A 22,485-nucleotide genomic window follows, 5' to 3' on the forward strand; every position below is an offset into this window, starting at 1 on the left:
CGCGGTACCTTGCTCCGCGAATGTCCCCCGCCCTTCGGGCTCCTCCTTGATTTCGCTGCGCAAGGCACCGCATCGACGTGAGCGTTTTCAGTGCACTTGTTGATCGGCCAGCGCCACGACCGCGCCTCCCGTGCGCAGGACACTGGGTGCTTCCCGCAGCGAAATCAAGGAGGAGGCCGAAGGCCGGGGGACATTCGCGGAGGGAAGTACCCGGTGGCCTGTGCACGCACCCCGAACTAAGATCACCGCCCTCACAAAGAAGCCACGCATGCGCATCGCCCTCGTCTCCGACATCCACGGAAACCTCCCCGCACTGAAAGCCGTCGTCGAAGACATCGCACGCCGCAACGTGGATGCCACCGTCAACCTCGGCGACAGCCTCTCAGGCCCACTGATGCCGCTGGAGACTGCGCAGTTCCTGATGGCGCAGGACTGGGTCCAGCTCGCCGGCAACCACGAACGGCAACTGCTCACGTTGCCAACCTCCGGCCAGCGCGGCGAGTCCGACGCCTTCGCACACGCCCGACTCGGCGAGGCAGAGTTCGCATGGATCGCCTCGCTCACGCCGTGCCTGCGCTTGAGCCCCGAGGTGCTGCTGTGCCACGGCACGCCGGAGAGCGACCTCACCTACTTCCTCGAAACGGTCGAGCCCACGCAACTGCGAATGGCCACCGCAGCAGAGGTCGATGCGCGTCTCGGCACTGTGGAAGCCGGCACGGAACTGGTCGCCTGCGGCCACACGCACCTGCCGCGCGTGATGCACACATCCGATGGCATCTTGATCGTCAACCCGGGCAGCGTCGGCCTGCAGGCCTATGGCGACGCGCATCCGTACCCGCACCACGTGGAGACCGGCTCACCCGATGCGCGCTACGCGCTGGTCGAACGGCACGACCACGGGCAGTGGACCTGCACGCTGGTCACCGTGCCCTACGACCACGCGGCCACGGCGGCCCTGGCCGCTGCCAATGGGCGACCCGACTGGGCCCACGCACTGGCCGCCGGGCGCATGCCCTAGCGCCAGATCAATCGCCGAATGCGATGTCCGCGCTGTCGACCGCGCGGATCGGCACGCCGAAGCTCGTGATGTCCGACAGCGTCGCGTTGTGGTGTGCGCGGATGAAGGCGCCCTTGGCGTGCGGCTTGTCGTGCGAGGTGTGGGCGTCGGCCGCCAGCACCACCTCGTAGCCCAGCGCTGCGGCGCGGCGCACGGTGGTGTCCACGCAGAACTCCGACGAATAGCCGCAGGCCACCACGCGCCGCACGCCCTGCCCCGACAGCCAGGCTTCGAGCGGCGTACGCAGGAACGAATCCGGTGTGGTCTTGCGCAGGCGCGCGTCCGCCGGCGTCACCTGCAAGGCATCGGCCAGCTGCCAGCGCTCGGAATCGAACTCCAGGTCGATGGCGTTCTCGTGCTGGATGAAGGCCACCGGCACGCCGGCCGCGCGGGCCCGTGCCGTGAGCGCGTTGATGCGGCCGATGACCGCTTCGGCCTCGTACGGCCGGGGCGGATCGTCGCAAAGGCCGCGCTGCATGTCGATGACGAGGATGGCAGTTTTCATGGCGATGAAGGGCTGTGGACGTGGATCGCCGCAGTATGCCGCCGCCCCGCGGATTGCCCCCGCTCGCCGAATGTTTCTGTCGCTGAAACCATTGAAAAGCCAACTCCCGCTAGTCTCGCGCCTCAAGACCAACACACACGCAGAGGGCTTTCCCATGGCTGACGAATCGGATTCGCAAGGCGCTTATTTACCCCGGCTGCTGCGCCGCAGCGCGGTGCTCGCCACGGCGGGCTGCGCGTTCGTGGCCGGCTGCAGCAGCGCCGGCGGCGGGGAAACGCGCTACGACAACTCGCCGCAGTTCAAGGGCGGCGTGTTCCAGAACATGCCCAACCCCGAGCTGCAACCCGCTGCCAGCACCTGGCGCATCTGGTCGCGCTTCATCGTCGGCAGCAAGGTCGACACCGTGCCGGTCGACCCCATTCCGGTGCGCGCCCTGACGCCCCAGGCGCTCGATGCACTCGCGGCCGACGCCAACCACGTGGTGCGCCTGGGCCACTCGTCGCACCTGCTGAAGCTCAAGGGCAAGTACTGGCTCATCGACCCCGTGTTCAGCGAGCGCGTCTCGCCCTTCACCTGGGTCGGGCCGAAGCGTTTTCACAAGCCGCCGATCCAGCTGGAGCAGCTGCCGCCGATCGAGGCCGTGATCCTCTCGCACGACCACTACGACCACCTCGACGTCGCCACCATCGAGTACCTGGCCACGCGCGTGCAGCGCTACTTCGTGCCGCTGGGCGTGCGCGCCCGGCTCGTCGAGATGGGCGTGCCCGCCGAGCGCGTCACCGAGCTCGACTGGTGGCAAGGCGGCGAGCATGCGGGCGTGAAGCTCACTGCCACGCCCGCGCAGCATTTCTCGGGCCGCGCGGTCACGCTGACCGACCGCGACCGCACGCTGTGGGCCTCGTGGGTGGTGCAAAGCGGCGACCAGCGCATCTTCTACAGCGGCGACTCGGGCTACTTCCCCGGCTTCAAGCAGATCGGCGAACGCTTCGGCGGCTTCGACCTGGCACTGATGGAAAACGGCGCCTACGACGCCTACTGGCCCGGCGTGCACATGACGCCCGAGCAGAGCGTGCAGGCCTTCGAAGACCTGCGCGGCAAGGTGCTCTATTCGGTGCACAACAGCACCTTCGACCTGGCCTTCCACACCTGGCACGACCCGCTGGACCGCATCGCCAACCTGGCGCAGGCGAAGAAGATCGACCTGGCCACGCCGGTGATCGGCGAAGTGCTCACGGTGGGCCAGGCGCGCACCAACGTGCGTTGGTGGGCCGGGCTGAAGTAAGGAGCGCACCGTCCACGCGGCGGTGTGTATTTCAAATGTTGCTCGCCACTTTTGGAAGGTTTACAGACAGTTAACCAGCGGCCGGTTCAATCGCCGTGTCGCCGCGACGAATCCCTCACCGGACGCCGATCGCGGACGACACCGTCATCTGCAAGGCAGCAGCCACAGGGAGCAAGGTGATCACAAGAAGAACCGGCAAGAAAGGAGGCGGCATTCCCGCCATCTCGACGCGCGCCCCGAGGCGCCGCCTGGCGCGCATCGCCAGGGGTTTCGCCACGGGGCGCGTGCTGGCATCGATCGCGGGCGCACGGGCCGTCGTTCTCCTGGGCACGGGCGATGCGGCCGCAGGGCCGCAGGGCCAAAGCGAACGGGGCGCCCCCGATGCGCCGCACATCGGGCTGATCGTCAGCGACCTGCGCAACCCCTTCTTCCTCCAGGTCTGACGCTGCCGCCGCCCACTCTGCCGACCCGCGACAACATCGGCACCGACCGGGGCCGGCAGGTTCGTCCATTCCCCCACGCTTGCCCCCCGCAGATCGCGGATGCGAGGCGCTGCGGAACATGTCATCATCCCCACCCCTTCACCGGCCCCCTCTCGCAACGAGGCCCTCGCACCCATGCCCATGAAACGTCCCTGGCGCACCTGGCTGCTGGCCCTCCTCCTCGCCGTGGGCCCCGTGGGCAGCGCGCTCGCGACACATGCCAACCATGGCAAGGGCCCGCGCGTCGGCGTGCTCGTGAGCGACCTGCGCAACCCCTTCTTTGCCTACATCGCGCGCGCAGTAGAAAGCACGCTGGCCACAGACAGTCGCAACGCGGCGCACATCACGGTCGTGTCGAGCGGGTTCGATCCGCAGCGGCAGGACGAGCAGCTCAAGGAAATGATCCGCCAGCGCGTGCAGCTGGTGATCGTGACGCCGGTCGATTCGACCACCCTGCACGCCCGCGTCACGGAGGCGCGCGCCGCCGGCATCAAGGTGGTGGCGGTCGATGCGCTCGTGCAAGGTGCGGACGCGGCCGTGGTGACCGACAGCCGCGCGGCCGGCAGGCTCTCTTGCGAACACCTGGTGCGCACGCTCGGCGGCAAAGGCGAAGTGGCGATCATCGACGGCCCGCCGAACACGGCCGCGGTGGGCCGCGTCAACGGCTGCCGCGAGGCATTGAACGCCGCACCCGGCGTGCGCGTCGTGTCGATGGCGCTCAATGGCGGCGCCACCAAGGACGGCGGCGTCGAACAGATGACGCGGCTGCTCGCGCGCCATCCGAAGCTGTCGGGCGTGTTCGCGATCAACGACCTGTGCGGCATCGGCGCGGAACTGGCGGCCCAGGTCGCGGGCCGGCGCGACATCGTCATCACGGCGATGGACGGTTCGCCGGAGGTGGCGCAGCGGCTGCAAGACCCGACCACCTTGATCGTCGGCAGCGCGACGCAGTCGCCCACCTTGATGGGCCAGCGGGCGGCCCAGATCGGGCTGAAGCTCCTGAAGGGCCAGCCCCCCCAGCAGCGCGTGCTGCTGTTGCCATCGAAGCTGGTGACGCGCGAGAACGTCGACGGCTACGGGGGCTGGTGAGCCAGCCCCTCGGTCTGCCTGTTTACTTGCCTTCCTGCTCGCGCCGCTCGCGCGCGCGCCGCACCTGACGCGTCTCGTTGGCCTGCGCGGCGGCGCGGTCTTTCGCGCGCCGCTTGCCCTGGCGCTTCTCGCGCATGCGGCGCCCCAGGATGTAGCTGCCGAAGCCCGTGACCACGGCGAGGATCACGCCGAGGATGCTGATGTCGATGCCGCCCAGCATCAGAGCACCCGCACCACGCTCGCCGGCGTGAACCCAAGGTCGGCCACCTTGCCCTTGCGCCCCCGAGTGCCCATCGCGTTGTTGAGCGAGCGGATCTCAAGCGTTTCTTCGCGCTCCTTGCCGCCGCGGGCGACGCCTTCGATCCGCACGCTGCGCGTGTAGGCCACCGCACCGGCCAGCGATTCCTTGGCCTCCAGGTCGATCAGCATCAGGCCGCGTCCACCCTTGGGCAGGCTCTTGAGCTCGGCGATGTCGAAGGTCAGGATGCGCTTGCCGCTCGAGGCGCAGGCCACGTGCGTCGCGGCCGGCATCGGCTCGGCACCGCTCGCGCCGCCCACCAGCGACGGCCGGCACAGCTGCTCGCCCTCGCCCACGTCGATGAAGGCCTTGCCGCCGCGCTGGCGCGACATCATGTTCTCGATGGTGGCCATGAAACCGTAGCCGCCCGTGTTGGCCAGCAGCAGGCAGGCGCCCACCGGGCCCGCGAAGAAATGCGTGACGTGCGTGCCGGCATCGAGTTCGATGAGCGTGGTGACGGGCTGGCCGTCGCCGCGCGCGCCGGGCAGCGAGGCCACGGGCACGGTGTAGACGCGCACGCTCTTGTCCTTGGCGCTGCCGAAGACCAGCAGCGTGTCGACGCTGCGGCATTCGAAGGCGCCGTAGAGCGTGTCGCCCGACTTGAAGCTGTACTCGGGCGCGGTGCCCCCGTTGCCGGCAGCCTTCTCGCTGGCCCAGCCCTTCTGCGCGCGCACCCAGCCCTTCTGCGACACGATCACGGTGACGGGCTCGTCGACCACCTTCACCTCGGCCACGGCGCGCTTCTCGGCCTGGATGAGCGTGCGGCGCGGATCTTCGAAGGTCTTGGCGTCGGCTTCGATTTCCTTCACCAGCAGGCGGCGCAGCGTGGCCGGGCTGGAGAGGATGTCTTCGAGCTTCTTCTGCTCGTCGCGCAGGCCGGCCAGTTCCTGCTCGATCTTGATGGCCTCGAGCCGCGCGAGTTGGCGCAGCCGGATTTCAAGGATGTCCTCGGCCTGGCGTTCGCTGAGGTTGAAGCGCGCGATGAGCGCCGCCTTCGGGTCTTCCGCCGCGCGGATGATGGCGATCACCTCGTCGATGTTCAGCAGCACCAGCTGCCGGCCTTCGAGGATGTGGATGCGGTCCTGCACCTTGTCCAGGCGATGGCGCGAGCGCCGCTCGACGGTGATCTCGCGGAACGCGATCCACTCGTTGAGCATCTGGCGCAGCGACTTCTGCGTCGGCTTGCCGTCGATGCCGACCATCGTGAGGTTGATCGACGACGAGGTCTCGAGCGAGGTCTGCGCCAGCAGCGTGGTCACGAACTCGTCCTGGCTGATGCGCGAGGTCTTGGGCTCGAACACCAGGCGCACGGCGGCGTCCTTGCTCGACTCGTCGCGCACCACGTCGAGCACCGACAGCATCGCGGCCTTGAGCTGGGTCTGGTCGGCGCTCAGGGCCTTCTTGCCGGCCTTGACCTTCGGGTTGGTGATTTCCTCGATTTCTTCGAGCACCTTCTGCGTGCTCACGCCCGGCGGCAGTTCGTTGACCACGAGCTGCCACTGGCCGCGCGCGAGGTCTTCGATCTTCCAGCGCGCGCGCACCTTGAGCGAGCCGCGGCCGGTGCGGTAGGCGTCGGCGATGTCGCTGGCGCTGCTGATGATCTGCGCGCCGCCCGGGTAGTCGGGGCCGGGCACGAGGGCGAAGAGTTCTTCTTCGCTGAGCTTGCCGTTGGACTTGATCAGCGCCACGCAGGCGTCGGCGATCTCGCGCAGGTTGTGGCTCGGGATTTCGGTGGCCAGGCCCACGGCAATGCCGCTGGCGCCGTTGAGCAGCGTGAACGGCAGCCGCGCGGGCAGCAGGCGCGGCTCTTCGGTGCTGCCGTCGTAGTTGGGAATGAAGTCGACCGTGCCTTCGTCGATCTCGTCGAGCAGCAGGCTGGTGATGCGCGCCAGGCGCGCTTCGGTGTAGCGCATGGCCGCGGCGCCGTCGCCGTCGCGGCTGCCGAAGTTGCCCTGCCCGTCGACCAGCGGATAGCGCTGCGAAAAATCTTGCGCCATGCGCACCAGCGCGTCGTACGCGGCCTGGTCGCTGTGCGGGTGGAAGCGGCCGAGCACGTCGCCGACGACGCGCGCGCTCTTCACGGGCTTGGCGCCCACGGTGCCGTTGGTGCCGCCGAAGCCCAGGCCCATGCGCGACATCGAGTACAGGATGCGCCGCTGCACCGGCTTCTGGCCGTCGGACACATCGGGCAGCGCGCGGCCCTTGACCACGCTCAGGGCGTATTCGAGGTAGGCGGTCTGCGCGTAGTCGGCCAGCGTGAGGGTGGTGTCGCCGTCGGTGGGGCCTGCAAGGTCGAGCGGAGGTTGAGAGTCGTCCATGAAGAAGAGAGAAAGAAAAACAGTGACGGGCGGCGTGCGTTCGCGCTCAGCCCAAAATGAAAGTGGGGTGCATGGCGGCCTGCGGGATCACGACAGCGGCGACGGCGGCGAAGCGTCGCCCGGCTCCACCGCGCTGGTCGGCACGTCGGACGGCTCGGGAATATCGGGCATGGTCGGCACGTTGCGCGGCGACTCGGACGGCATGTTGCCGCGCCCGATCGCGCCGCCCTTGGGCACCGACATTTCCATGCGGATGCGCCCGGGCGTCCTGCCACCACTGCTACCGCTTCCGCTGCGCAGGTTGCCGCCCACGGTCACGGCCGAGGGCTTGAGGTACGCATACAGCTGCAGCACGGTCTGCACGTAGTTCTGCGTTTCCTTGTAGTTCGGGATCTTGTTGCCCGCACGCTGCACCGCGCCCTCGCCCGCGTTGTAGGCGGCCAGCGCGAGCTCGATCTGGCCCGGGAACATCGCGATCAGGTCGCGCAGGTAGCGCGAGCCGGCGGCGATGTTGATGTGCGGATCGAAGAGCTTCTTCTCGATCGTGCCGCGCTTGTCCGTCGCCACGCCGTAGCGCTGCGCGGTGGCCGGCATGAGCTGCATGAGCCCCATCGCGCCCTTGGGCGAGACGGCCTTCGCATCGAAGCCCGACTCGGTGGCGACCAGCGCCTGCAGCAGCTCGTAGTCGATGGCGTGCTTGCTCGACGCGTCGCGCAGCGCCGCCTTGGCGGTCTTGTAGCCGGGCGAGGCCTCGAACATGGCGAGCAGGTTCTGCGACGCCGGCGACACCCTGCCGTCGAGCCGGCGGTTGATGCTGCCGCGGCCCAGCGGCGACAGGCCCTTGGCGGTGTCGAAGCTCTGGCCGCCCTGGAAGAAGAGCTTGTAGCGCTCGTCGACCTTCTCGGCCGCGAAGTGGGCCACGCCGTTGCTGTCGATGTAGCCATAGATGTCGGTCGCGTGCGCGAGCCCCTGCTGCATGCACAGCAGAAGGGCCAACCACAGCGAACGCTTGAAAACCGACATGGCGTGTGAGAAGAAAGAAAAGGGAAAGGTCAGACGTCGATATCGACGTCGTCTGCGCGCAATTCCATGAGCTCGCGCCGCGCCGCCGCTTCGCCCTTGCCCATCAGCTTGGTGATCTCGCCCTGGGTGGACGAAAAATCGAACCGCCCCAATTGGACCTTCATCAGGCGACGGGTGTCCGGATTGAGCGTGGTTTCCCACAATTGTTCCGCGCTCATTTCGCCCAGCCCCTTGAAGCGGCTGATGCTCCAGGCGCCTTCGCGCACGCCATCTTTACGCAATTTGTCGAGCGTGGCGGTCAGTTCGCCCTCGTCCAGCGCATAGACCTTGGAGGCCGGCTTCTTGCCGCGCGCGGGCGCATCGACCCGGAACAATGGCGGCTTTGCGACATACACGTGGCCGGCTTCGATGAGCTTGGGAAAGTGCCGGAAGAACAGCGTGAGCAGCAGCACCTGGATGTGCGAGCCGTCCACGTCGGCATCGGACAGGATGCAGATCTTGCCGTAGCGCAGCCCGCTCATGTCGGGCGTGTCGGCGGGGCCGTGCGGGTCGACGCCCACGGCCACCGAGATGTCGTGGATTTCGGTGTTGGCGAACAGGCGGTCGCGCTCGACCTCCCAGGTGTTGAGCACCTTGCCGCGCAGCGGCAGGATGGCCTGGCTTTCCTTGTCGCGGCCCATCTTGGCGCTGCCGCCGGCGGAGTCGCCCTCGACCAGGAAGACTTCGTTGTGGCTGATGTCCTTGCTCTCGCAGTCGGTCAGCTTGCCGGGCAGCACGGCCACGCCCGAGCCCTTGCGCTTCTCGACCTTCTGGCCGGCGCGCTGGCGCGTCTGGGCGGCCTTGATGGCCAGCTCGGCCAGCTTCTTGCCGTAGTCGACGTGCTGGTTGAGCCACAGCTCGAGCGTGGGGCGCACGAAGCTGGACACCAGGCGCACCGCGTCGCGCGAATTCAGGCGCTCCTTGATCTGGCCCTGGAACTGCGGGTCGAGCACCTTGGCGCTGAGCACGTACGAGGCGCGCGCGAACACGTCCTCGGGCAGGAGCTTCACGCCCTTGGGCAGCAGCGAGTGCAGCTCGATGAAGCTCTTCACCGCGTTGAACAGGCCGTCGCGCAGGCCGCTTTCGTGCGTGCCGCCGGCGCTGGTGGGAATCAGGTTGACATAGCTCTCGCGCACCGGCTGGCCGTCTTCGGTGAAGGCCACGCACCAGTCGGCGCCCTCGCCCTCGGCGAAGTTGTCGGCGTTCTTGTCGGCATGGCCGCTGCCTTCGAACAGCGGAATGACCGGGTCGCCGTTGAGCGTCTGCATCAGGTAGTCGCTCAGGCCGCCCTTGTAGAGCCACTGCTGGCTTTCGCCGGTCTTCTCGACGGCCAGCGTGACGCTCACGCCGGGCATCAGCACGGCCTTGCTGCGCAGCAGGTGGGTGAGTTCGCCCATGGGCAGCGCGGCGGTCTCGAAGTACTTGGCGTCGGGCCAGGCGCGCACGGTGGTGCCCTGCTTGCGTTCGCCGGCCTCGAGCTTGCGGATTTCGAGCGCCTCGATCACGTCGCCGGCGCTGAAAGCCAGCTTGGCGACCGAGCCTTCACGGTGCGAGCTGACTTCGAGGCGCTTGGACAGCGCGTTGGTCACCGACACGCCCACGCCGTGCAGGCCGCCCGAGAAGCTGTAGGCGCCGCCCGAGCCCTTGTCGAACTTGCCGCCGGCGTGCAGCCGGGTGTAGACCAGCTCGATCACGGGGGCCTTCTCTTCGGGGTGCAGGCCGAAGGGAATGCCGCGGCCGTCGTCCTCGACGCTGACCGAGCCGTCGGTGTGCAGCGTGACCTTGATCTTCTTGCCGTAGCCCGCCAGCGCTTCGTCGGCGGCGTTGTCGAGCACTTCCTGGATGATGTGCAGGGGGTTGTCGGTCCGGGTGTACATGCCCGGGCGCTGCTTCACGGGCTCGAGGCCCTTGAGCACGCGGATGGAGCCTTCCGAATAGCCGGAAGCGGAGTCTGAAGATGTCTTGGGGGAAGTCGCCATGGGGGCGGATTGTAGTCAGTTGGGTTGAAATGACTGGATACCCATACAGGCACCGGCTTCGGTCTTTTCGCACATCAGGCGGGAGTTTCTGCGGGCGGACCGAACATCCGCGCGCCCAGGAAATCGATGAACGCCCGCAGCTTGGGCGACGGATGGCGCCCCGACGGCCACAGCACGCGGAACGCGATGGTACGGGGCCGGCGCAGGTGGTCGGCCAGCACGGGCTGCAGCGCCCCCTCGGCCAGCGCGGCGCGCACGCTGAAGTCGGGCAGGCAGGCGATGCCGCGCCCGCGCAGGGCGAAGCACAGCCGGGTCTCGATGTTGTTGCAGATCATCGAGACCGGCGGGCGCACCTCGCTGCCGTCGGGCCCGGGCGCGAGCGGCCAGACCTCGACCTTGCCGGTCGCCGGGTAGCGGTAGTGCAGGCAGGCGTGGCGGGCCAGGTCGTCCGGCGAGGCCGGCGTGCCGTGGCGCGCCAGGTACGCGGGCGAGGCCACCAGCAGCTGCGAGAACTCGCCCAGCTGGCGCGACGACAGCCGTGAATCCGCCGGCTCGCCGGTGCGCACCACGGCGTCGAAGCCTTCCTCGATGACGTCCACGAGGCGGTCGCTGAAGTCGAGGTCGAGCTCGATCGCAGGGTAGGCGGCCATGAAGTCGGCCAGCACCGGCAGCACCAGCGAGCTGACCAGCGGCAGGCTCACGCGCAGCCGCCCGCGCGGCGCCTCGGCGGCGTGCGACAGCTCCTGCTCGGCGGCCTCGATCTCGGCCAGCACGCGGCGGCTGCGCGCCAGGAACAGCGCGCCCTCGGCGGTGAGCGTGATGCTGCGCGTGCTGCGGTGGAACAGGCGCACGCCCAGCCGCTCCTCGAGCCGCGCCACGCGCTTGCCCACGGCCGAGGCCGACACGCCGAGCGCGCGCCCGGCGGCCACGAAGCTGCGGGTCTCGGCGACCTGAACGAAGACGGCAAAGCCGCTGAGGCTGTCCATGGGGAATCTCCATTGCGGACCTACACGTCCGCATTGAGCGGAACTGTAGCCGTCTTTATCCGAAGTCGGCTTCTTCCTATCGTTGGTCGCATGACCTTTCTCCCCGACATTTCCCCCACTTTCACCCCTGCGTGGCAGGGCCCGGACCCGTCGCGCATCGACGCGGCCATCGACCGTGCGCTGGCCGAAGAGCGGTTGGTTGGCGCCGTGGTGCTGGTGAGCCACGACGGGCACCTCATCCATCGGCGCGCCGCCGGCCTGGCCGACCGCGAGGCCGGCCGGCCGATGCGCGAGGACGCGCTGTTCCGGCTGGCCTCGGTGTCCAAGCCCATCGTCTCGACCGCCGCGATGGTGCTCGTGGACCAGGGCCGGCTTGACCTGGACGCCCCGGTGACGCGCTGGCTGCCGGACTTCCGCCCGCGCCTTCCCGATGGCGGCGAAGCTGTCATCACGCTGCGGCAGCTGCTGACCCACACGGCCGGCCTGGGCTACCGCTTCCTCGAAAGTTCGGACGACGGCCCGTACGCGCGCGCCGGCGTGTCGGACGGCATGGACCGCGACGACGGCCTCACGCTGGCCGGCAACCTGCAACGCCTGGCCGGCGTGCCGCTGCTGTACCCGCCGGGCACGGGCTGGCTCTATTCGCTGGCCATCGACGTGATCGGCGCGGTGGTCGAGGCGGCCAGCGGCCTGCCGCTGCCCGAAGCGGTGCGCACGCTGGTGACCGGGCCGCTGCAGATGCACGACACGGGCTTCGCCGCCGCACCCGGCGACCCGCGGCTGGCCACGCCCTATGTGAACGGCCCCGGCGCGACGCCGCCGCAGCGCATGGACGGCCCGGTTGTCGCCACGCCGTTCGAGGGCGCCGTCGGCATCCGCTTCGACCCGGCGCGCGCTTTCGACGCCAACGCCTGGCCCTCGGCCGGTGCTGGCATGGTCGGCAGCGCGGACGACTTCCTGCGCCTGCTCGACACGCTGCGCACCGGCGGCGCCCCGCTGCTGGGCGCCGCCACCGTCGACGCCATGGGCCGCAACCACACGGGCGCCTGGGGCCCCGCGGACGCGCCGGGCTGGGGCTTCGGCCTGGGCTTTTCGGTGCTGCACGACCCGCAGCCCACGCAGACGCCCGAATCGCCCGGCACCTGGCGTTGGGGCGGCGCCTACGGCCACGCCTGGTTCGTCGACCGGGCGCGCGGGCTCAGCGTGGTGGCCTTCACGAACACGCTCTACGAAGGCATGTCGGGCCGCTTCGTCACCGAACTGAGGGACGCCGTCTATGCGTGACACGACCTCTTCGTCACCGCTGCCCCTCTCAGGCCTGCTGGCGCTGGCGGCCGGCGGCTTCATCACCATCCTCACCGAGGCGATGCCGGCCGGCCTGCTGCCGCAGATCGGCGCCGACTTGGGCGTTGCGCCCGCGCTGGTCGGCCAGCTCGTCACCGTGTACGCGATCGGCTCGCTGGTGGCGGCCATTCCGCTGGTGGCCTTCACGCGCGGCTGGCGGCGCCGGCCGCTGCTGATGGGCGCGATCGGCGGCTTCGCGGTGGTCAACACGGTGACGGCGCTGTCGCACGACTACACGCTGACGCTGGTCGCGCGCTTCTTCGCCGGCGTGTTCGCGGGCCTGCTGTGGGCGCTGCTGGCCGGGCATGCCGCGCGCATGGTGGCGCCGTCGCAGCAGGGCCGGGCCATCGCCGTGGCGATGCTGGGCGCGCCGCTGGCGCTGTCGCTGGGCATTCCGGCAGGCACGCTGCTGGGCGCGAGCGTCGGCTGGCGGCCGGCCTTTTTGATCATGTCGGCGCTGTCGGTGCTGCTGCTCGGCTGGGTGCGCTGGCAGGTGCCCGACTTCCCGGGCCAGGACGCCGGGCGCCAGCAAAGCGTGCGCCGCGTGTTCCTGCTGCCGGGCGTGCGGCCGGTGCTGGCCGTGATGTTCGCCTTCGTGCTGGCGCACAACATCCTCTACACCTACATCGCGCCCTTCCTGGCGCACGCCGGGCTCGAGGCGCAGGTCGGGCGGGTGCTGCTGGTGTTCGGCGCGGCGTCGCTGGGCGGCATCTGGCTCACGGGTGTGCTGATCGACCGCTGGCTGCGCACGCTGGTGCTGGCCGGCACGGCGGTCTTCGCGCTGGCGGCGCTGATGCTCGCCGCGGCGGGCGGATCGGCGGCGGGCGTGTACCTCGCGGTCGCGGTCTGGGGCCTGGCCTTCGGCGGCGCGGCAACGCTGTTCCAGACCGCCTCGGCCCAGGCGGCCGGCGATGCGGCGGACGTGGCGCAGTCGATGGTCGTGACCACCTGGAACCTCGCCATCGCGGGCGGCGGGCTGGTGGGCGGCCTGCTGCTGCAGGGCGGCGGCGCGGGCAGCCTGCCCTGGTCGCTGCTGGCGTTGCTGGTGCCGGGACTGATGCTGGCGTGGCGGGCCTGCGAGCACGGTTTTCCGGGCGCGCGTGGCGCGGCAGCGGCACCAGCGCGCTGACCCCGAAGGCAGGCCACGCGCCTGCCTTCTTTCTTTGATGCGGTCCACGCATCGAAACCGCGCCCACAAATCATCAATGGCCATGGCCACCGCGCCACCTGCCACAGCAGGCATTTCGCTACATTCGAAGGATGCAAGCCTCCCCCGCTCCCACCCTTTCGATCAAGCAGGTGCTGTTCTGCGGCGCCATGATCGTCACGCTCTCGATGGGCATCCGCCACGGCTTCGGCCTCTGGCTGCAGCCCATCACGCAGGCACAGGATTGGAATCGACAGACCTTCTCGTTCGCGCTGGCGGTACAGAACCTGTCGTGGGGCATCTTCGGCGTGTTCGCGGGCATGCTGGCCGACCGCTTCGGCGCGTTCCGCGTGCTGATCGGCGGCTCGCTGCTGTACGCGGCAGGCCTCTTCGGCATGGCACATTCGCCGACGCCGCTGCTGTTCACCCTGAGCGCGGGCGTGCTGATCGGCGCGGCGCAGGCGGGCTCGACCTACGCCGTGATCTACGGCGTGATCGGCCGGCAGATTCCGGCCGAGCGCCGCTCGTGGGCGATGGGCGTGGCCGCGGCGGCCGGCTCGTTCGGCCAGTTCCTGATGGCGCCCATCGAAGGCCGCCTGATCGGGGCCTTCGGCTGGCAGACGGCGCTGGCCGTGGTGGCGGTGCTGGTGCTCGTGATCGTGCCGCTGGCCTTCGGCCTGCGCGAACCCAAGACCTCGGCCCTGGCCGGCCACCGTGACCAATCGGTGCTGCAGGCCGTGGGCGAGGCCTTCCGCTACCCGAGCTTCGGCTTGCTGATGGCGGGCTACTTCGTCTGCGGCTTCCAGCTGGCCTTCATCGGCATCCACATGCCGACCTACCTGCGCGACAAGAACCTGTCGCCCGAAGTGGCGGGCTACGCGCTGGCGCTGATCGGGCTGTTCAACGTGTTCGGCACCTACACGGTCGGCCTGCTGGGGCAGAAGCTGTCCAAGCCCAAGATTCTTGCTGCCATCTACTTTGCACGGGCGGTGTCGATCGCCCTCTTCCTGCTGGCGCCGATCTCGCCGCTCAGCGTGTACGTCTTCTCGGCGGCCATGGGCTTCCTGTGGTTGTCGACGGTGCCGGCCACCAACGCCATCGTGGCGGGCATCTTCGGCGTGGCCCACCTGTCGATGCTCAGCGGCTTCGTGTTCCTGAGCCACCAGGTGGGCTCGTTCCTGGGCGTGTGGCTGGGCGGCTTCCTGTATGACACGACGGGCAGCTACAACATCGTCTGGTACATCTCGATCGCGCTGGGCGTGTTCGCGGCGCTGATCAACCTGCCGGTCAAGGAAAGCGCCATTGCGCGCGCGGTCCGGCCGGTCGCCGTGGCGGGCTGACGGCCCGCGCTTTTCTTCTCTTGTTTGCAAGGAGCCATCGCCATGACGCCCCGCACACGCAACCACTACCTGGCCCAGGCCGCCTGGCTCGCCGCCGTGCTGGCGGCGCTGGGCGGCGTGTTCGCGCTGTACGTGCATCCGACGTTCCTGGTCACGCTGGTCGATCAGGTGTGGTCCTGTTTCTGAACGACTTCGCCCCGAAACGCCCGCTTGCCGGGCCCAGGCCACTATGAAAGATGTAGCAATTCCCGTGCATGCGAGCACGGCGCCCTCCGAATGGATCGTGCGCTGGTCGCACCTGCTTGCGCCGAACGCCACGGTGCTCGACGTGGCCTGCGGGTCCGGGCGGCACATGCAGTGGTTCGCCGGGCGCGGGCATGCGGCGATCGGCGTCGACCGGTCGCCCGAGGCCGTCGAGGCGGCCGGCGCCTTCGGCCGCGTGGTGGCGGCCGACATCGAGTCGGGCCCCTGGCCCTTTGCGGCCCAGCGCTTCGGTGCGGTGGTCGTCACCAACTACCTCTGGCGCCCGCGCATGGCCGACATCGTGGCCGCCGTGGCGCCGGGCGGCGTGCTGCTGTACGAGACCTTCGCGGCCGGCAACGAGACCATCGGCAAGCCCTCGCGGCCCGATTTCCTGCTGCAGCCGGGCGAACTGCTCGGGGCCTGCGCCAGCCTGCAGGTGATCGCCTATGAAGACGGCTTCCTGCCGGAGCCGGCGCGCTTCGTCCAGCGCATCGCCGCCGTGCGGCCCGGCGAAGCGGCCGCGGGCGCCCCGCCGCGCCACTTCCTGAAGGCCAGCTGAGCTGGCCGACACAACTGTCTCCGGCCCGGCCGGAGTCAGTAGAATGGCCGCTTTCGTCCACCGACAAAGAGATTCCCTTGGAGCAACTGACAGGCAGCATCGTCGCGCTCGTCACGCCGATGCACGACGACGGCAGTGTCGACTACCCCGCCCTGCGGCGGCTCATCGACTGGCACATTGACGAAGGCACCGACTGCCTTGGCGTGGTCGGCACCACCGGCGAATCGCCGACGGTCGATGTGGAAGAGCACTGCGAAATCATCCGCGTATCCGTCGAGCAGGCCCGGGGCCGCGTGCCCGTGATGGCCGGCTGCGGCGCGAACTCGACCAAGGAAGCCATCGAGCTCGCCAAGTTCGCCAAGGGCGTCGGCGCCGACTCGCAGCTGCAGGTCGTTCCCTACTACAACAAGCCCACGCAAGAGGGCCAGTACCAGCACTTCAAGGCCATCGCCGAAGCCGCCGGCGACCTGCCCGTGGTGCTGTACAACGTGCCCGGCCGCACCGTCGCCGATATGGCGCACGACACCGTGCTGCGCCTGGCGCAGGTGCCCGGCATCATCGGCATCAAGGAAGCCACCGGCAACATCGAGCGTGCCCAGTGGCTCATCCGCGACCTGCCGAAGAGCTTTGCCGTCTACTCCGGCGACGACCCGACCGCGGTCGCGCTCATGCTGTGCGGCGGCCAGGGCAACATCAGCGTCACGGCCAACGTGGCGCCGCGCAAGATGCACGAGCTGTGCGTGGCCGCGCTGGCCGGCGACGTCAAGCGCGCCATGCAGCTGCAGTTCGAACTGATGCCGCTGCACCGCAACCTGTTCGTCGAACCCAACCCGATCCCGCTCAAGTGGGCCATGGCCCGCCTGGGTCTGTGCGGCGGCGCCCTGCGGCTGCCGCTCACGGAACTCGGCGAAGCGAGCCGCCCGGCGGTCGAGGGCGCCCTGCGCGCCACCGGCCTGCTCAAGGACTGACCGAGCTTCCCACCGATCACACCGGTTCCCGCCTGCCCTTTCCCCCTGTTCGCAGCAAGGTCAAGCAACCTTTTGCCGCAACAGTGCTCAGAGAGGGCGGGGCGCTGGGGCCCATCGATTGACCGAACCATTCCACCAAGGAAGACGACGTTGAAGAACATTTCGCGACTTGCACTGCTGGCCCTCGTTGCCAGCCTCGCCGCCTGCTCCGTCCTCGAGAGCGACAAGATCGACTACAAGAGCGCCGGCAAGGCCCCGACGCTCGAAGTCCCACCCGACCTGTCCCAGCTCTCGCGCGACAACCGCTATGCAGTGCCGGGCGGCGCCGTCACCGCCAACGCCTACCAGGCCGGCATCGCGAACGCACCGGGCATCCCCACCGCCGTGGCCAACATCGGCGACGTGCGCATGGAACGCTCGGGCACGCAGCGTTGGATCGTCGTCAATCGCACGCCGGACCAGCTCTGGGAGCCGGTGAAAGACTTCTGGCAGGAAAGCGGCTTCCTGCTGACCACCGACCAGCGCAACCTGGGCATCATGGAAACCGACTGGGCCGAGAACCGCGCCAAGCTGCCGCAGGACATCATCCGCGGCACGCTGGGCAAGCTGGTCGACTCGGTCTACTCGACCGGCGAACTCGACCGCTTCCGCACCCGCCTGGAGCGCAGCACCAACGGCACCGAGATCTTCGTCAGCCACCGCGGCATGCAGGAGGTCTACAACAACTCCCGCCAGGACCAGACCGTGTGGCAGCCCCGCCCGAGCGATCCTGAGCTCGAGACCGAATTCCTGCGCCGCCTGATGGTCAAGCTCGGCGTCTCGCAAGAGCAGTCGAAGATCCTCGCCGCGACCACCGCAGCGCCCAAGACCGCCACCGTGGCCACCGTCGGCAACCAGCCGGTCGTGCAGATCAGCGAAGGCTTCGACCGCGCATGGCGCCGCGTCGGCCTGGCCCTGGACCGCACCGGCTTCACCGTCGAAGACCGCGATCGCAGCGCCGGCACCTACTACGTGCGCTACGTGACGCCGAACCCCGACAAGAAGGACGATGGCTTCTTCGGCAAGCTGTTCAGCTCCAAGAAGGACGAAGCGCCGATCAAGTTCCGCATCTCGGTCAAGAGCCAGGGCGAAGCCACCACGGTCTCGGTCCTGAACGACGCCGGCGCGCCCGAAACCTCGGCCAACGCGCAGCGCATCGTCAAGGTCATCGCCGACGACCTGAAGTAAGCCCCATGCTCCGCTTCCGAAGCCTCGGCAGCGGCAGCACGGGCAATGCCGCGCTGGTCGAAGCAACGACCAGCGCCGGCCGCACCACCCGCCTCCTCGTCGACTGCGGCTTCGGCATCCGCCAGCTCGACCGGCGCCTGGCCCAGGCGGGCCTGGTTGCAACGGACCTCGACGCCGTCTTCATCACCCACGAGCATGGCGACCACATCGGTTGCGCCCATACCCTGTCGCTGCGCGACCGCATTCCGGTCTGGATGAGCGAAGGCACGTGGCTTGCCACCGGCGGCCGCGACTACGAAGGCCGCCTGCACCTGGCGCGCGACGACGCCGAGTTCACGGTCGGCGACCTCTGCCTGCAGCCCTTCACCGTGCCCCACGACGCCCGCGAGCCGCTGCAGCTGCGCTGCACCGACGGCAACCGCACGCTGGGCGTGCTGACCGACCTGGGCCACGCCACCAGCCACGTGCTGGCCCGGCTGCGCGGCGCGCACGCGCTGCTGCTGGAGTTCAACCACGACAGCGACCTGCTCGCCGGCTCGGCCTACCCGTCGTTCCTGAAGCAGCGCGTGGGCGGCAACTACGGCCACCTGTCGAACACCGCGGCCGCCGAGATCGCGCGTGCCGTGCTTCACGACGGGCTGCGCCACGTGGTCGCGGCGCACCTGAGCGAGCAGAACAACCGGCCCGAGATCGTGCGGCGCCTGATGGCCGAAGCGCTGGGTGGCGACGAGGCCGAGATGCTCACGGCCACCGCCGCCGAGGGCTCGCCCTGGCTCGACGTCTGAGCAGGCGGGGCATCGCCCTCCCCCAATGAAAAAGCCGCCCGAGGGCGGCTTTTTGCATGGTGCGGACCTGGCAGCGGAATTACTGCTTCGGTGCCTCGCCCTTCTTGGCGGCCTCGGTCGCGGCGTTGGCGGCGTCCAGGGCCGACGAAGCGGCAGCCGACGGTGCCGATGCAGGCGCGGCGGCCGGCGGTGCGGCGGGTGCGGGTTCGGTCACGGGAGCGGGCGGCGGGGTCACGACCGCGGGGGCGGCGTCCTCTTTCTTTCCGCAGGCCACCAGGGCGGCAGCGGCGATCAGCGAGGCAATCAGGACGGACGACGACTTCTTCATGAGGACTCCTTTGGCAATGAAGGTCTGGAACCAAAAAATTCTAGACCGCCAACCCCGCCCGGATATGTCGCGGGGGTGTATTTGCGGCATTGGCTTACAAGCCGAGCGTGGAGGCGGGAAAGGCCGGCCGGCCCTGGCGCCAGCGCTCGTCGAGGCTTTCGCGCAGGTCGCGCCGTGCACGCGCGTCGCCGCTGCAGACGCCGCGACTGCGCTCGGGATCGACGCGGTGCAGGCACCAGGTGGGCGTCCAGAAGGCACTAGGCACCTCCTCTGCCGTGCCTGAGCGGCCTGCCGCGCGGCATTCGACGATGTGGTCCCAGGTGCGGCGCCACGTCACGAAGCGCGCGTGGCCGCGCTCGATCAGGTCGAAGCGCCCTGCCAGCAGCAACAGGCGGCGCCCGCTGGCCGACCACGCCTGAAGCGCCTCGATGCTCGCGCGCTCGCCCAGCGGCCAGTCGGCGAAGTCGGGGTCGCTGAAGACGATCTCGTTCCAGCCCTGGTGCGCAGCGGCGGACAAGGCCCCACGAACGAGGTCGGCAAACGCCTCGCGGCCGTCGAATCGGCCTTCGCTCAGGACCGGCTCGACGCCTTCATTCGGCATGCAGCCAGCCCGCCTCGCACCACTCGCCCAACAACGCCCGCGCGCCCTCACTGGCGCGGGCCAACTCGCGCGCACCGAGCGCGCGCTGGTCGGCCAGCCGCCGCATCAGCGTGGCGTCGGCCCCACCGGCGCGGAAACTCTCGCCGTTGATGTAGACGTGCCGCGCGTCATAGAGCATGCGCGTGCGGCGGTCGAGCGCGACTTCGCGCAGCACCTCGGGCACTTCGTTGCCTTCGCCGAACCAGACGTTGGCCTTCGGCTCGGTGAGCGATTCGCCCAGCGCGCGGTCGATGGCGTCGGGGTCGCGCAGCGCGGCCTCGACGGCCTTGCGCGCGAAGTCCTGCAGCGCGGCCGGCATCGCGGCCGGGGCTTCCACGGCAGGCTGCGACGGATCGCGGTAACGCGCCAGTTCGGCCGGGCCCGCGTCTTCCAGGTCTTCGGCATACGCCTGCGCCACGCGCGCCAGCAGGTCCGCGCCCAGCTCGCCCACGGCGGACGAGCGCAGCCCGATGGAGTACGTCATGCAGTCGTCGCCCACCGCCACACCGTCGTGGGCGTACTTGGGCGGCAGGTACAGCATGTCGCCGGGCTCGAGCACGAAGGTCTGCTCGGGCTCGAAGTGCTCGAGCACCTTGAGCGGCACGTCGGGCTGCAGCCGCAGGTCGGACTGCTTGCCGATGGACCAGCGGCGCTGGCCCTGCGCCTGCAGCAGGAACACGTCGTAGCTGTCGAAATGCGGGCCGACGCCGCCGGTGTCGCTCGCGTAGCTGATCATCAGGTCGTCCAGGCGCGCGTCGGGCAGGAAGCGGAACTGCCGCAGCAGGCCGTGCACGCCGTCGTGGTGCAGGTCGACGCCCTGCACCAGCATCGTCCAGCCCGGCTGCTTCAGCGGCGGCAGCGCTCGGCGGGTCAGCGGGCCGTGCTTGAGCGACCAGCCGGCCTTCCCATGCCGGATCAGGCGCGACTCAACCCCCTCGCGCTCCGCCAGCGCGAAGAGCGCTTGACGGTCGATCGGTGGCACCATCGAGGGAACGGCCTGCCGGATCAGCAGGGGTTTCTTTTGCCAGTACCGGCGCATGAACTGCGCGGGACTCAGGCCGCCAAGCAAGGGCAGCGGTTGATTGATCTCCATGGGAGAATTCTGCAATGGAAATCTCTGAACAATGCGTGGTCGGCCTGACCTGGACCATGAAAGACACGCTCGGCGATGTGCTGGACGTGCTCGACGAGCCGGTGGAATTCATGGTGGGCGGCGACGACCTCTTCGACGTGATCGAGGCCGCCCTGCAGGGCCATGAGCCCGGCGCGCGCGTGCAACTGCAGATCGAGCCCGAGCAGGGCTTCGGCGACTTCAACGACCAGCTGCTCTTCCTGGAGCCGCGTTCGCTGTTCCCCGAAGGCACCGAGGAAGGCATGACCTTCGACGGCTCCGCCCTGCCCAAGGGCGTGAGCGACGGCATCCCCAAGGACGCGATCTACACCGTGGCCGAGATCTACCCCGACCACCTCGTGCTCGACGGCAACCACCCACTGGCAGGCATCGCGATCCGCCTGGACATCACGGTGCGTTCGGTGCGCGAAGCCACCGAAGAAGAAGTCGGCCGCGGCACGGCAGGCACCGCCTTCTTCAAGGTCCCGCCGATGGCGCCGGGCGGCCAGATGCTGCACTGACACTCAGCCATCCCACAAAGCAAAAGCCGGGCAGTGCCCGGCTTTTTTCTTTGCGCGCGCGGCCGACCGCTTACATGCGCGAGATGTGCCCGTTGTCGATGCGCACGCGGTCGCCGATGCGCAGGTCGCCCGGGTTTTGCACGTCGAAGGCGCGGTAGCCGCCGCGGTCGGTCTGAACCGAGACGCGGTAGCTCTCGTAGGCGCGCGGGCCGTTCTGCTGGGCCTCGATGGTGTTGCCCAGCAAGGCGCCGCCCACGAGGCCGAGCGCAGTGGCTGCGGCACGGCCGTTGCCGCGTCCGAACTGGTTGCCCACCACGCCGCCGATGAGGCCGCCCGCGATGGCACCGCCACCCGTGGTGCCCACGCCCGCGGTTTCGCTGCGCAGCACCTCGATGTTGGCGACGTGGCCGTACTCGACGTAGGCCGCTTCCTGGTACTGGATCGCCCGCGGCGGGGCCTGGTAGGGGTAGCGCGAGGTCTGGTAGACCGGGGCCGGCGCGACACAGGCCGTGAGCGTGGCCAGTGCGAGCACGGACGCCGTGACGGAAATGAAGCGCATTGAGATGTTCATGAAAGAGGCTCCTCGAAGAAAACAGCACGCGCCCGGACGGGCTGCATGCCTGCCTGTGTCTAACGTTTCAGCCGAAGCCGCGATGACGAAAGACACACGCTGAAACCTTCGAGACGAACCACGCGCCGGCGGTTCCGTTCTTTACGCCTTGGATACTCAGGTGCCCTTCAGCTTTGCCGGAGCAAAGGCTCAGTGCTTGCCGGTCGAGCCGTAGCCGCCCTCGCCGCGTTGCGAGGCCTCGAACTCGGCGACCACGCGAAACTGCGCCTGCACCACCGGCACGATCACCAGCTGCGCGAGCCGCTCCATCGGCTGCAGCACGAAGGGCGTGTTGCTGCGGTTCCAGGCGCTGACCTTCAGCTCGCCCTGGTAGTCGCTGTCGATCAGGCCGACGAGGTTGCCCAGCACGATGCCGTGCTTGTGGCCCAGGCCCGAGCGCGGCAGGATCAACGCGGCATAGGCCGGATCGGCCAGGTGGATCGCGATGCCGGTGCCCACCAGTTGCCAGGCATTGGGTTCGAGCGTGACCGGGGCATCGAGGCAGGCCCGCAGGTCGAGGCCGGCGCTTCCGGGGGTGGCATACGCGGGCAATTGATCCACCATGCGCGGATCGAGGATTCGGACGTCTACTTTCACTGACTTG

General features: G+C 69.1%; 24 protein-coding genes. 13 read left to right on the plus strand and 11 right to left on the minus strand.

The features are described 5' to 3' along the window. The first annotated feature begins 268 nt into the window (after window positions 1-268). The gene (locus tag AC1RAD_RS17135) at window positions 269-1,018 is read left to right on the plus strand and encodes a metallophosphoesterase family protein (RefSeq protein WP_492736141.1); all 750 of its coding nucleotides are present in this window, start codon (window positions 269-271) and stop codon (window positions 1,016-1,018) included. A 7-nt stretch (window positions 1,019-1,025) separates the two neighbouring features. Here AC1RAD_RS17135 and AC1RAD_RS17140 read toward each other — a convergent pair whose 3' ends face one another. After that, window positions 1,026-1,562, minus strand: a complete 537-nt coding sequence (locus tag AC1RAD_RS17140; protein ID WP_492736143.1) for a cysteine hydrolase family protein — start codon at window positions 1,560-1,562, stop codon at window positions 1,026-1,028. A 154-nt stretch (window positions 1,563-1,716) separates the two neighbouring features. Here AC1RAD_RS17140 and AC1RAD_RS17145 point away from each other — a divergent pair, with 154 nt between their 5' ends. The 3 genes from AC1RAD_RS17145 to AC1RAD_RS17155 all read left to right on the plus strand — a co-directional run bounded on the left by AC1RAD_RS17145 (window position 1,717) and on the right by AC1RAD_RS17155 (window position 4,415). Beyond that, window positions 1,717-2,844: an MBL fold metallo-hydrolase gene (locus tag AC1RAD_RS17145; protein ID WP_492736145.1), complete on the plus strand. Its 1,128-nt coding sequence runs from the start codon at window positions 1,717-1,719 to the stop codon at window positions 2,842-2,844. Window positions 2,845-3,020: 176 nt separating this feature from the next. Continuing rightward, window positions 3,021-3,287: a hypothetical protein gene (locus tag AC1RAD_RS17150; protein WP_492736147.1), complete on the plus strand. Its 267-nt coding sequence runs from the start codon at window positions 3,021-3,023 to the stop codon at window positions 3,285-3,287. 174 nt (window positions 3,288-3,461) lie between these two features. Further along, window positions 3,462-4,415: an ABC transporter substrate-binding protein gene (locus AC1RAD_RS17155; RefSeq protein WP_492736149.1), complete on the plus strand. Its 954-nt coding sequence runs from the start codon at window positions 3,462-3,464 to the stop codon at window positions 4,413-4,415. A gap of 22 nt (window positions 4,416-4,437) precedes the next feature. On the opposite strand, the gene AC1RAD_RS17160 is transcribed toward AC1RAD_RS17155, so the two are convergent. The 5 genes from AC1RAD_RS17160 to AC1RAD_RS17180 form a co-directional block, all read right to left on the minus strand. After that, window positions 4,438-4,635: a hypothetical protein gene (locus tag AC1RAD_RS17160; RefSeq protein ID WP_253252366.1), complete on the minus strand. Its 198-nt coding sequence runs from the start codon at window positions 4,633-4,635 to the stop codon at window positions 4,438-4,440. Next, window positions 4,635-7,031, minus strand: a complete 2,397-nt coding sequence (gene parC, locus AC1RAD_RS17165) for a DNA topoisomerase IV subunit A (RefSeq protein WP_492736151.1) — start codon at window positions 7,029-7,031, stop codon at window positions 4,635-4,637. The genes AC1RAD_RS17160 and parC overlap by 1 nt, the downstream gene beginning before the upstream one ends. 87 nt (window positions 7,032-7,118) lie before the next feature. Next, window positions 7,119-8,054 carry a lytic transglycosylase domain-containing protein gene (locus AC1RAD_RS17170; RefSeq protein WP_492736153.1) on the minus strand — a complete coding sequence of 312 codons (936 nt, stop codon included), beginning with the start codon at window positions 8,052-8,054 and terminating at the stop codon, window positions 7,119-7,121. A 29-nt stretch (window positions 8,055-8,083) separates the two neighbouring features. After that, entirely contained in the window at window positions 8,084-10,072 is a 1,989-nt protein-coding gene (locus AC1RAD_RS17175) for a DNA topoisomerase IV subunit B (RefSeq protein WP_062474697.1), read from the minus strand. A 74-nt stretch (window positions 10,073-10,146) separates the two neighbouring features. Further along, the gene (locus AC1RAD_RS17180) at window positions 10,147-11,058 is read right to left on the minus strand and encodes a LysR family transcriptional regulator (protein ID WP_144004432.1); all 912 of its coding nucleotides are present in this window, start codon (window positions 11,056-11,058) and stop codon (window positions 10,147-10,149) included. A gap of 90 nt (window positions 11,059-11,148) precedes the next feature. Between AC1RAD_RS17180 and AC1RAD_RS17185 the strand changes: the two genes are divergently transcribed. The 8 genes from AC1RAD_RS17185 (at window position 11,149) to AC1RAD_RS17220 (ending at window position 18,671) form a co-directional block, all read left to right on the plus strand. After that, entirely contained in the window at window positions 11,149-12,342 is a 1,194-nt protein-coding gene (locus tag AC1RAD_RS17185) for a serine hydrolase domain-containing protein (protein WP_492736155.1), read from the plus strand. After that, window positions 12,335-13,531, plus strand: coding sequence for an MFS transporter (locus AC1RAD_RS17190; RefSeq protein WP_492736157.1), 1,197 nt, complete (start codon window positions 12,335-12,337; stop codon window positions 13,529-13,531). Before AC1RAD_RS17185 ends, AC1RAD_RS17190 begins: the two co-directional genes overlap by 8 nt. Window positions 13,532-13,662: 131 nt before the next feature. Next, window positions 13,663-14,889 carry an MFS transporter gene (locus tag AC1RAD_RS17195; RefSeq protein ID WP_492736159.1) on the plus strand — a complete coding sequence of 409 codons (1,227 nt, stop codon included), beginning with the start codon at window positions 13,663-13,665 and terminating at the stop codon, window positions 14,887-14,889. 42 nt (window positions 14,890-14,931) lie between these two features. Beyond that, window positions 14,932-15,075 carry a hypothetical protein gene (locus AC1RAD_RS17200; RefSeq protein WP_167395003.1) on the plus strand — a complete coding sequence of 48 codons (144 nt, stop codon included), beginning with the start codon at window positions 14,932-14,934 and terminating at the stop codon, window positions 15,073-15,075. Between the two features lie 43 nt (window positions 15,076-15,118). Beyond that, window positions 15,119-15,691: a class I SAM-dependent methyltransferase gene (locus AC1RAD_RS17205; RefSeq protein WP_492736161.1), complete on the plus strand. Its 573-nt coding sequence runs from the start codon at window positions 15,119-15,121 to the stop codon at window positions 15,689-15,691. 71 nt (window positions 15,692-15,762) lie between these two features. Then, on the plus strand, window positions 15,763-16,659 hold the full coding sequence (gene dapA / locus AC1RAD_RS17210; RefSeq protein WP_492736218.1) for a 4-hydroxy-tetrahydrodipicolinate synthase: 897 nt from the start codon (window positions 15,763-15,765) through the stop codon (window positions 16,657-16,659). Window positions 16,660-16,809: 150 nt separating this feature from the next. Further along, window positions 16,810-17,886: an NlpB/DapX family lipoprotein gene (bamC, locus tag AC1RAD_RS17215; protein WP_159272444.1), complete on the plus strand. Its 1,077-nt coding sequence runs from the start codon at window positions 16,810-16,812 to the stop codon at window positions 17,884-17,886. 5 nt (window positions 17,887-17,891) lie between these two features. After that, window positions 17,892-18,671 (plus strand): MBL fold metallo-hydrolase, encoded by a 780-nt coding sequence (locus AC1RAD_RS17220; RefSeq protein ID WP_492736163.1) that lies wholly within the window; start codon window positions 17,892-17,894, stop codon window positions 18,669-18,671. 79 nt (window positions 18,672-18,750) lie between these two features. On the opposite strand, the gene AC1RAD_RS17225 is transcribed toward AC1RAD_RS17220, so the two are convergent. From AC1RAD_RS17225 to AC1RAD_RS17235, 3 genes are all read right to left on the minus strand, one after another. Further along, the gene (locus AC1RAD_RS17225) at window positions 18,751-18,999 is read right to left on the minus strand and encodes a hypothetical protein (RefSeq protein ID WP_056583267.1); all 249 of its coding nucleotides are present in this window, start codon (window positions 18,997-18,999) and stop codon (window positions 18,751-18,753) included. A gap of 94 nt (window positions 19,000-19,093) precedes the next feature. Further along, window positions 19,094-19,600: a hypothetical protein gene (locus AC1RAD_RS17230; RefSeq protein WP_492736165.1), complete on the minus strand. Its 507-nt coding sequence runs from the start codon at window positions 19,598-19,600 to the stop codon at window positions 19,094-19,096. Further along, a complete protein-coding gene (locus AC1RAD_RS17235; protein ID WP_492736167.1) occupies window positions 19,590-20,732 on the minus strand; it encodes a JmjC domain-containing protein in 1,143 nt (380 codons plus the stop codon). Before AC1RAD_RS17235 ends, AC1RAD_RS17230 begins: the two co-directional genes overlap by 11 nt. Before the next feature lie 14 nt (window positions 20,733-20,746). Here AC1RAD_RS17235 and AC1RAD_RS17240 point away from each other — a divergent pair, with 14 nt between their 5' ends. Beyond that, the gene (locus tag AC1RAD_RS17240) at window positions 20,747-21,271 is read left to right on the plus strand and encodes an FKBP-type peptidyl-prolyl cis-trans isomerase (protein ID WP_159272451.1); all 525 of its coding nucleotides are present in this window, start codon (window positions 20,747-20,749) and stop codon (window positions 21,269-21,271) included. Window positions 21,272-21,341: 70 nt separating this feature from the next. On the opposite strand, the gene AC1RAD_RS17245 is transcribed toward AC1RAD_RS17240, so the two are convergent. Together AC1RAD_RS17245 and dut are read right to left on the minus strand one after the other, a co-directional pair. Next, window positions 21,342-21,842 carry a glycine zipper 2TM domain-containing protein gene (locus tag AC1RAD_RS17245; RefSeq protein ID WP_062474665.1) on the minus strand — a complete coding sequence of 167 codons (501 nt, stop codon included), beginning with the start codon at window positions 21,840-21,842 and terminating at the stop codon, window positions 21,342-21,344. 189 nt (window positions 21,843-22,031) lie between these two features. Beyond that, on the minus strand, window positions 22,032-22,478 hold the full coding sequence (gene dut / locus AC1RAD_RS17250; protein ID WP_062474662.1) for a dUTP diphosphatase: 447 nt from the start codon (window positions 22,476-22,478) through the stop codon (window positions 22,032-22,034). Between the last annotated feature and the right edge of the window lie 7 nt (window positions 22,479-22,485).

Source organism: Variovorax sp. GW823-FHT04B03 (assembly GCF_058796495.1).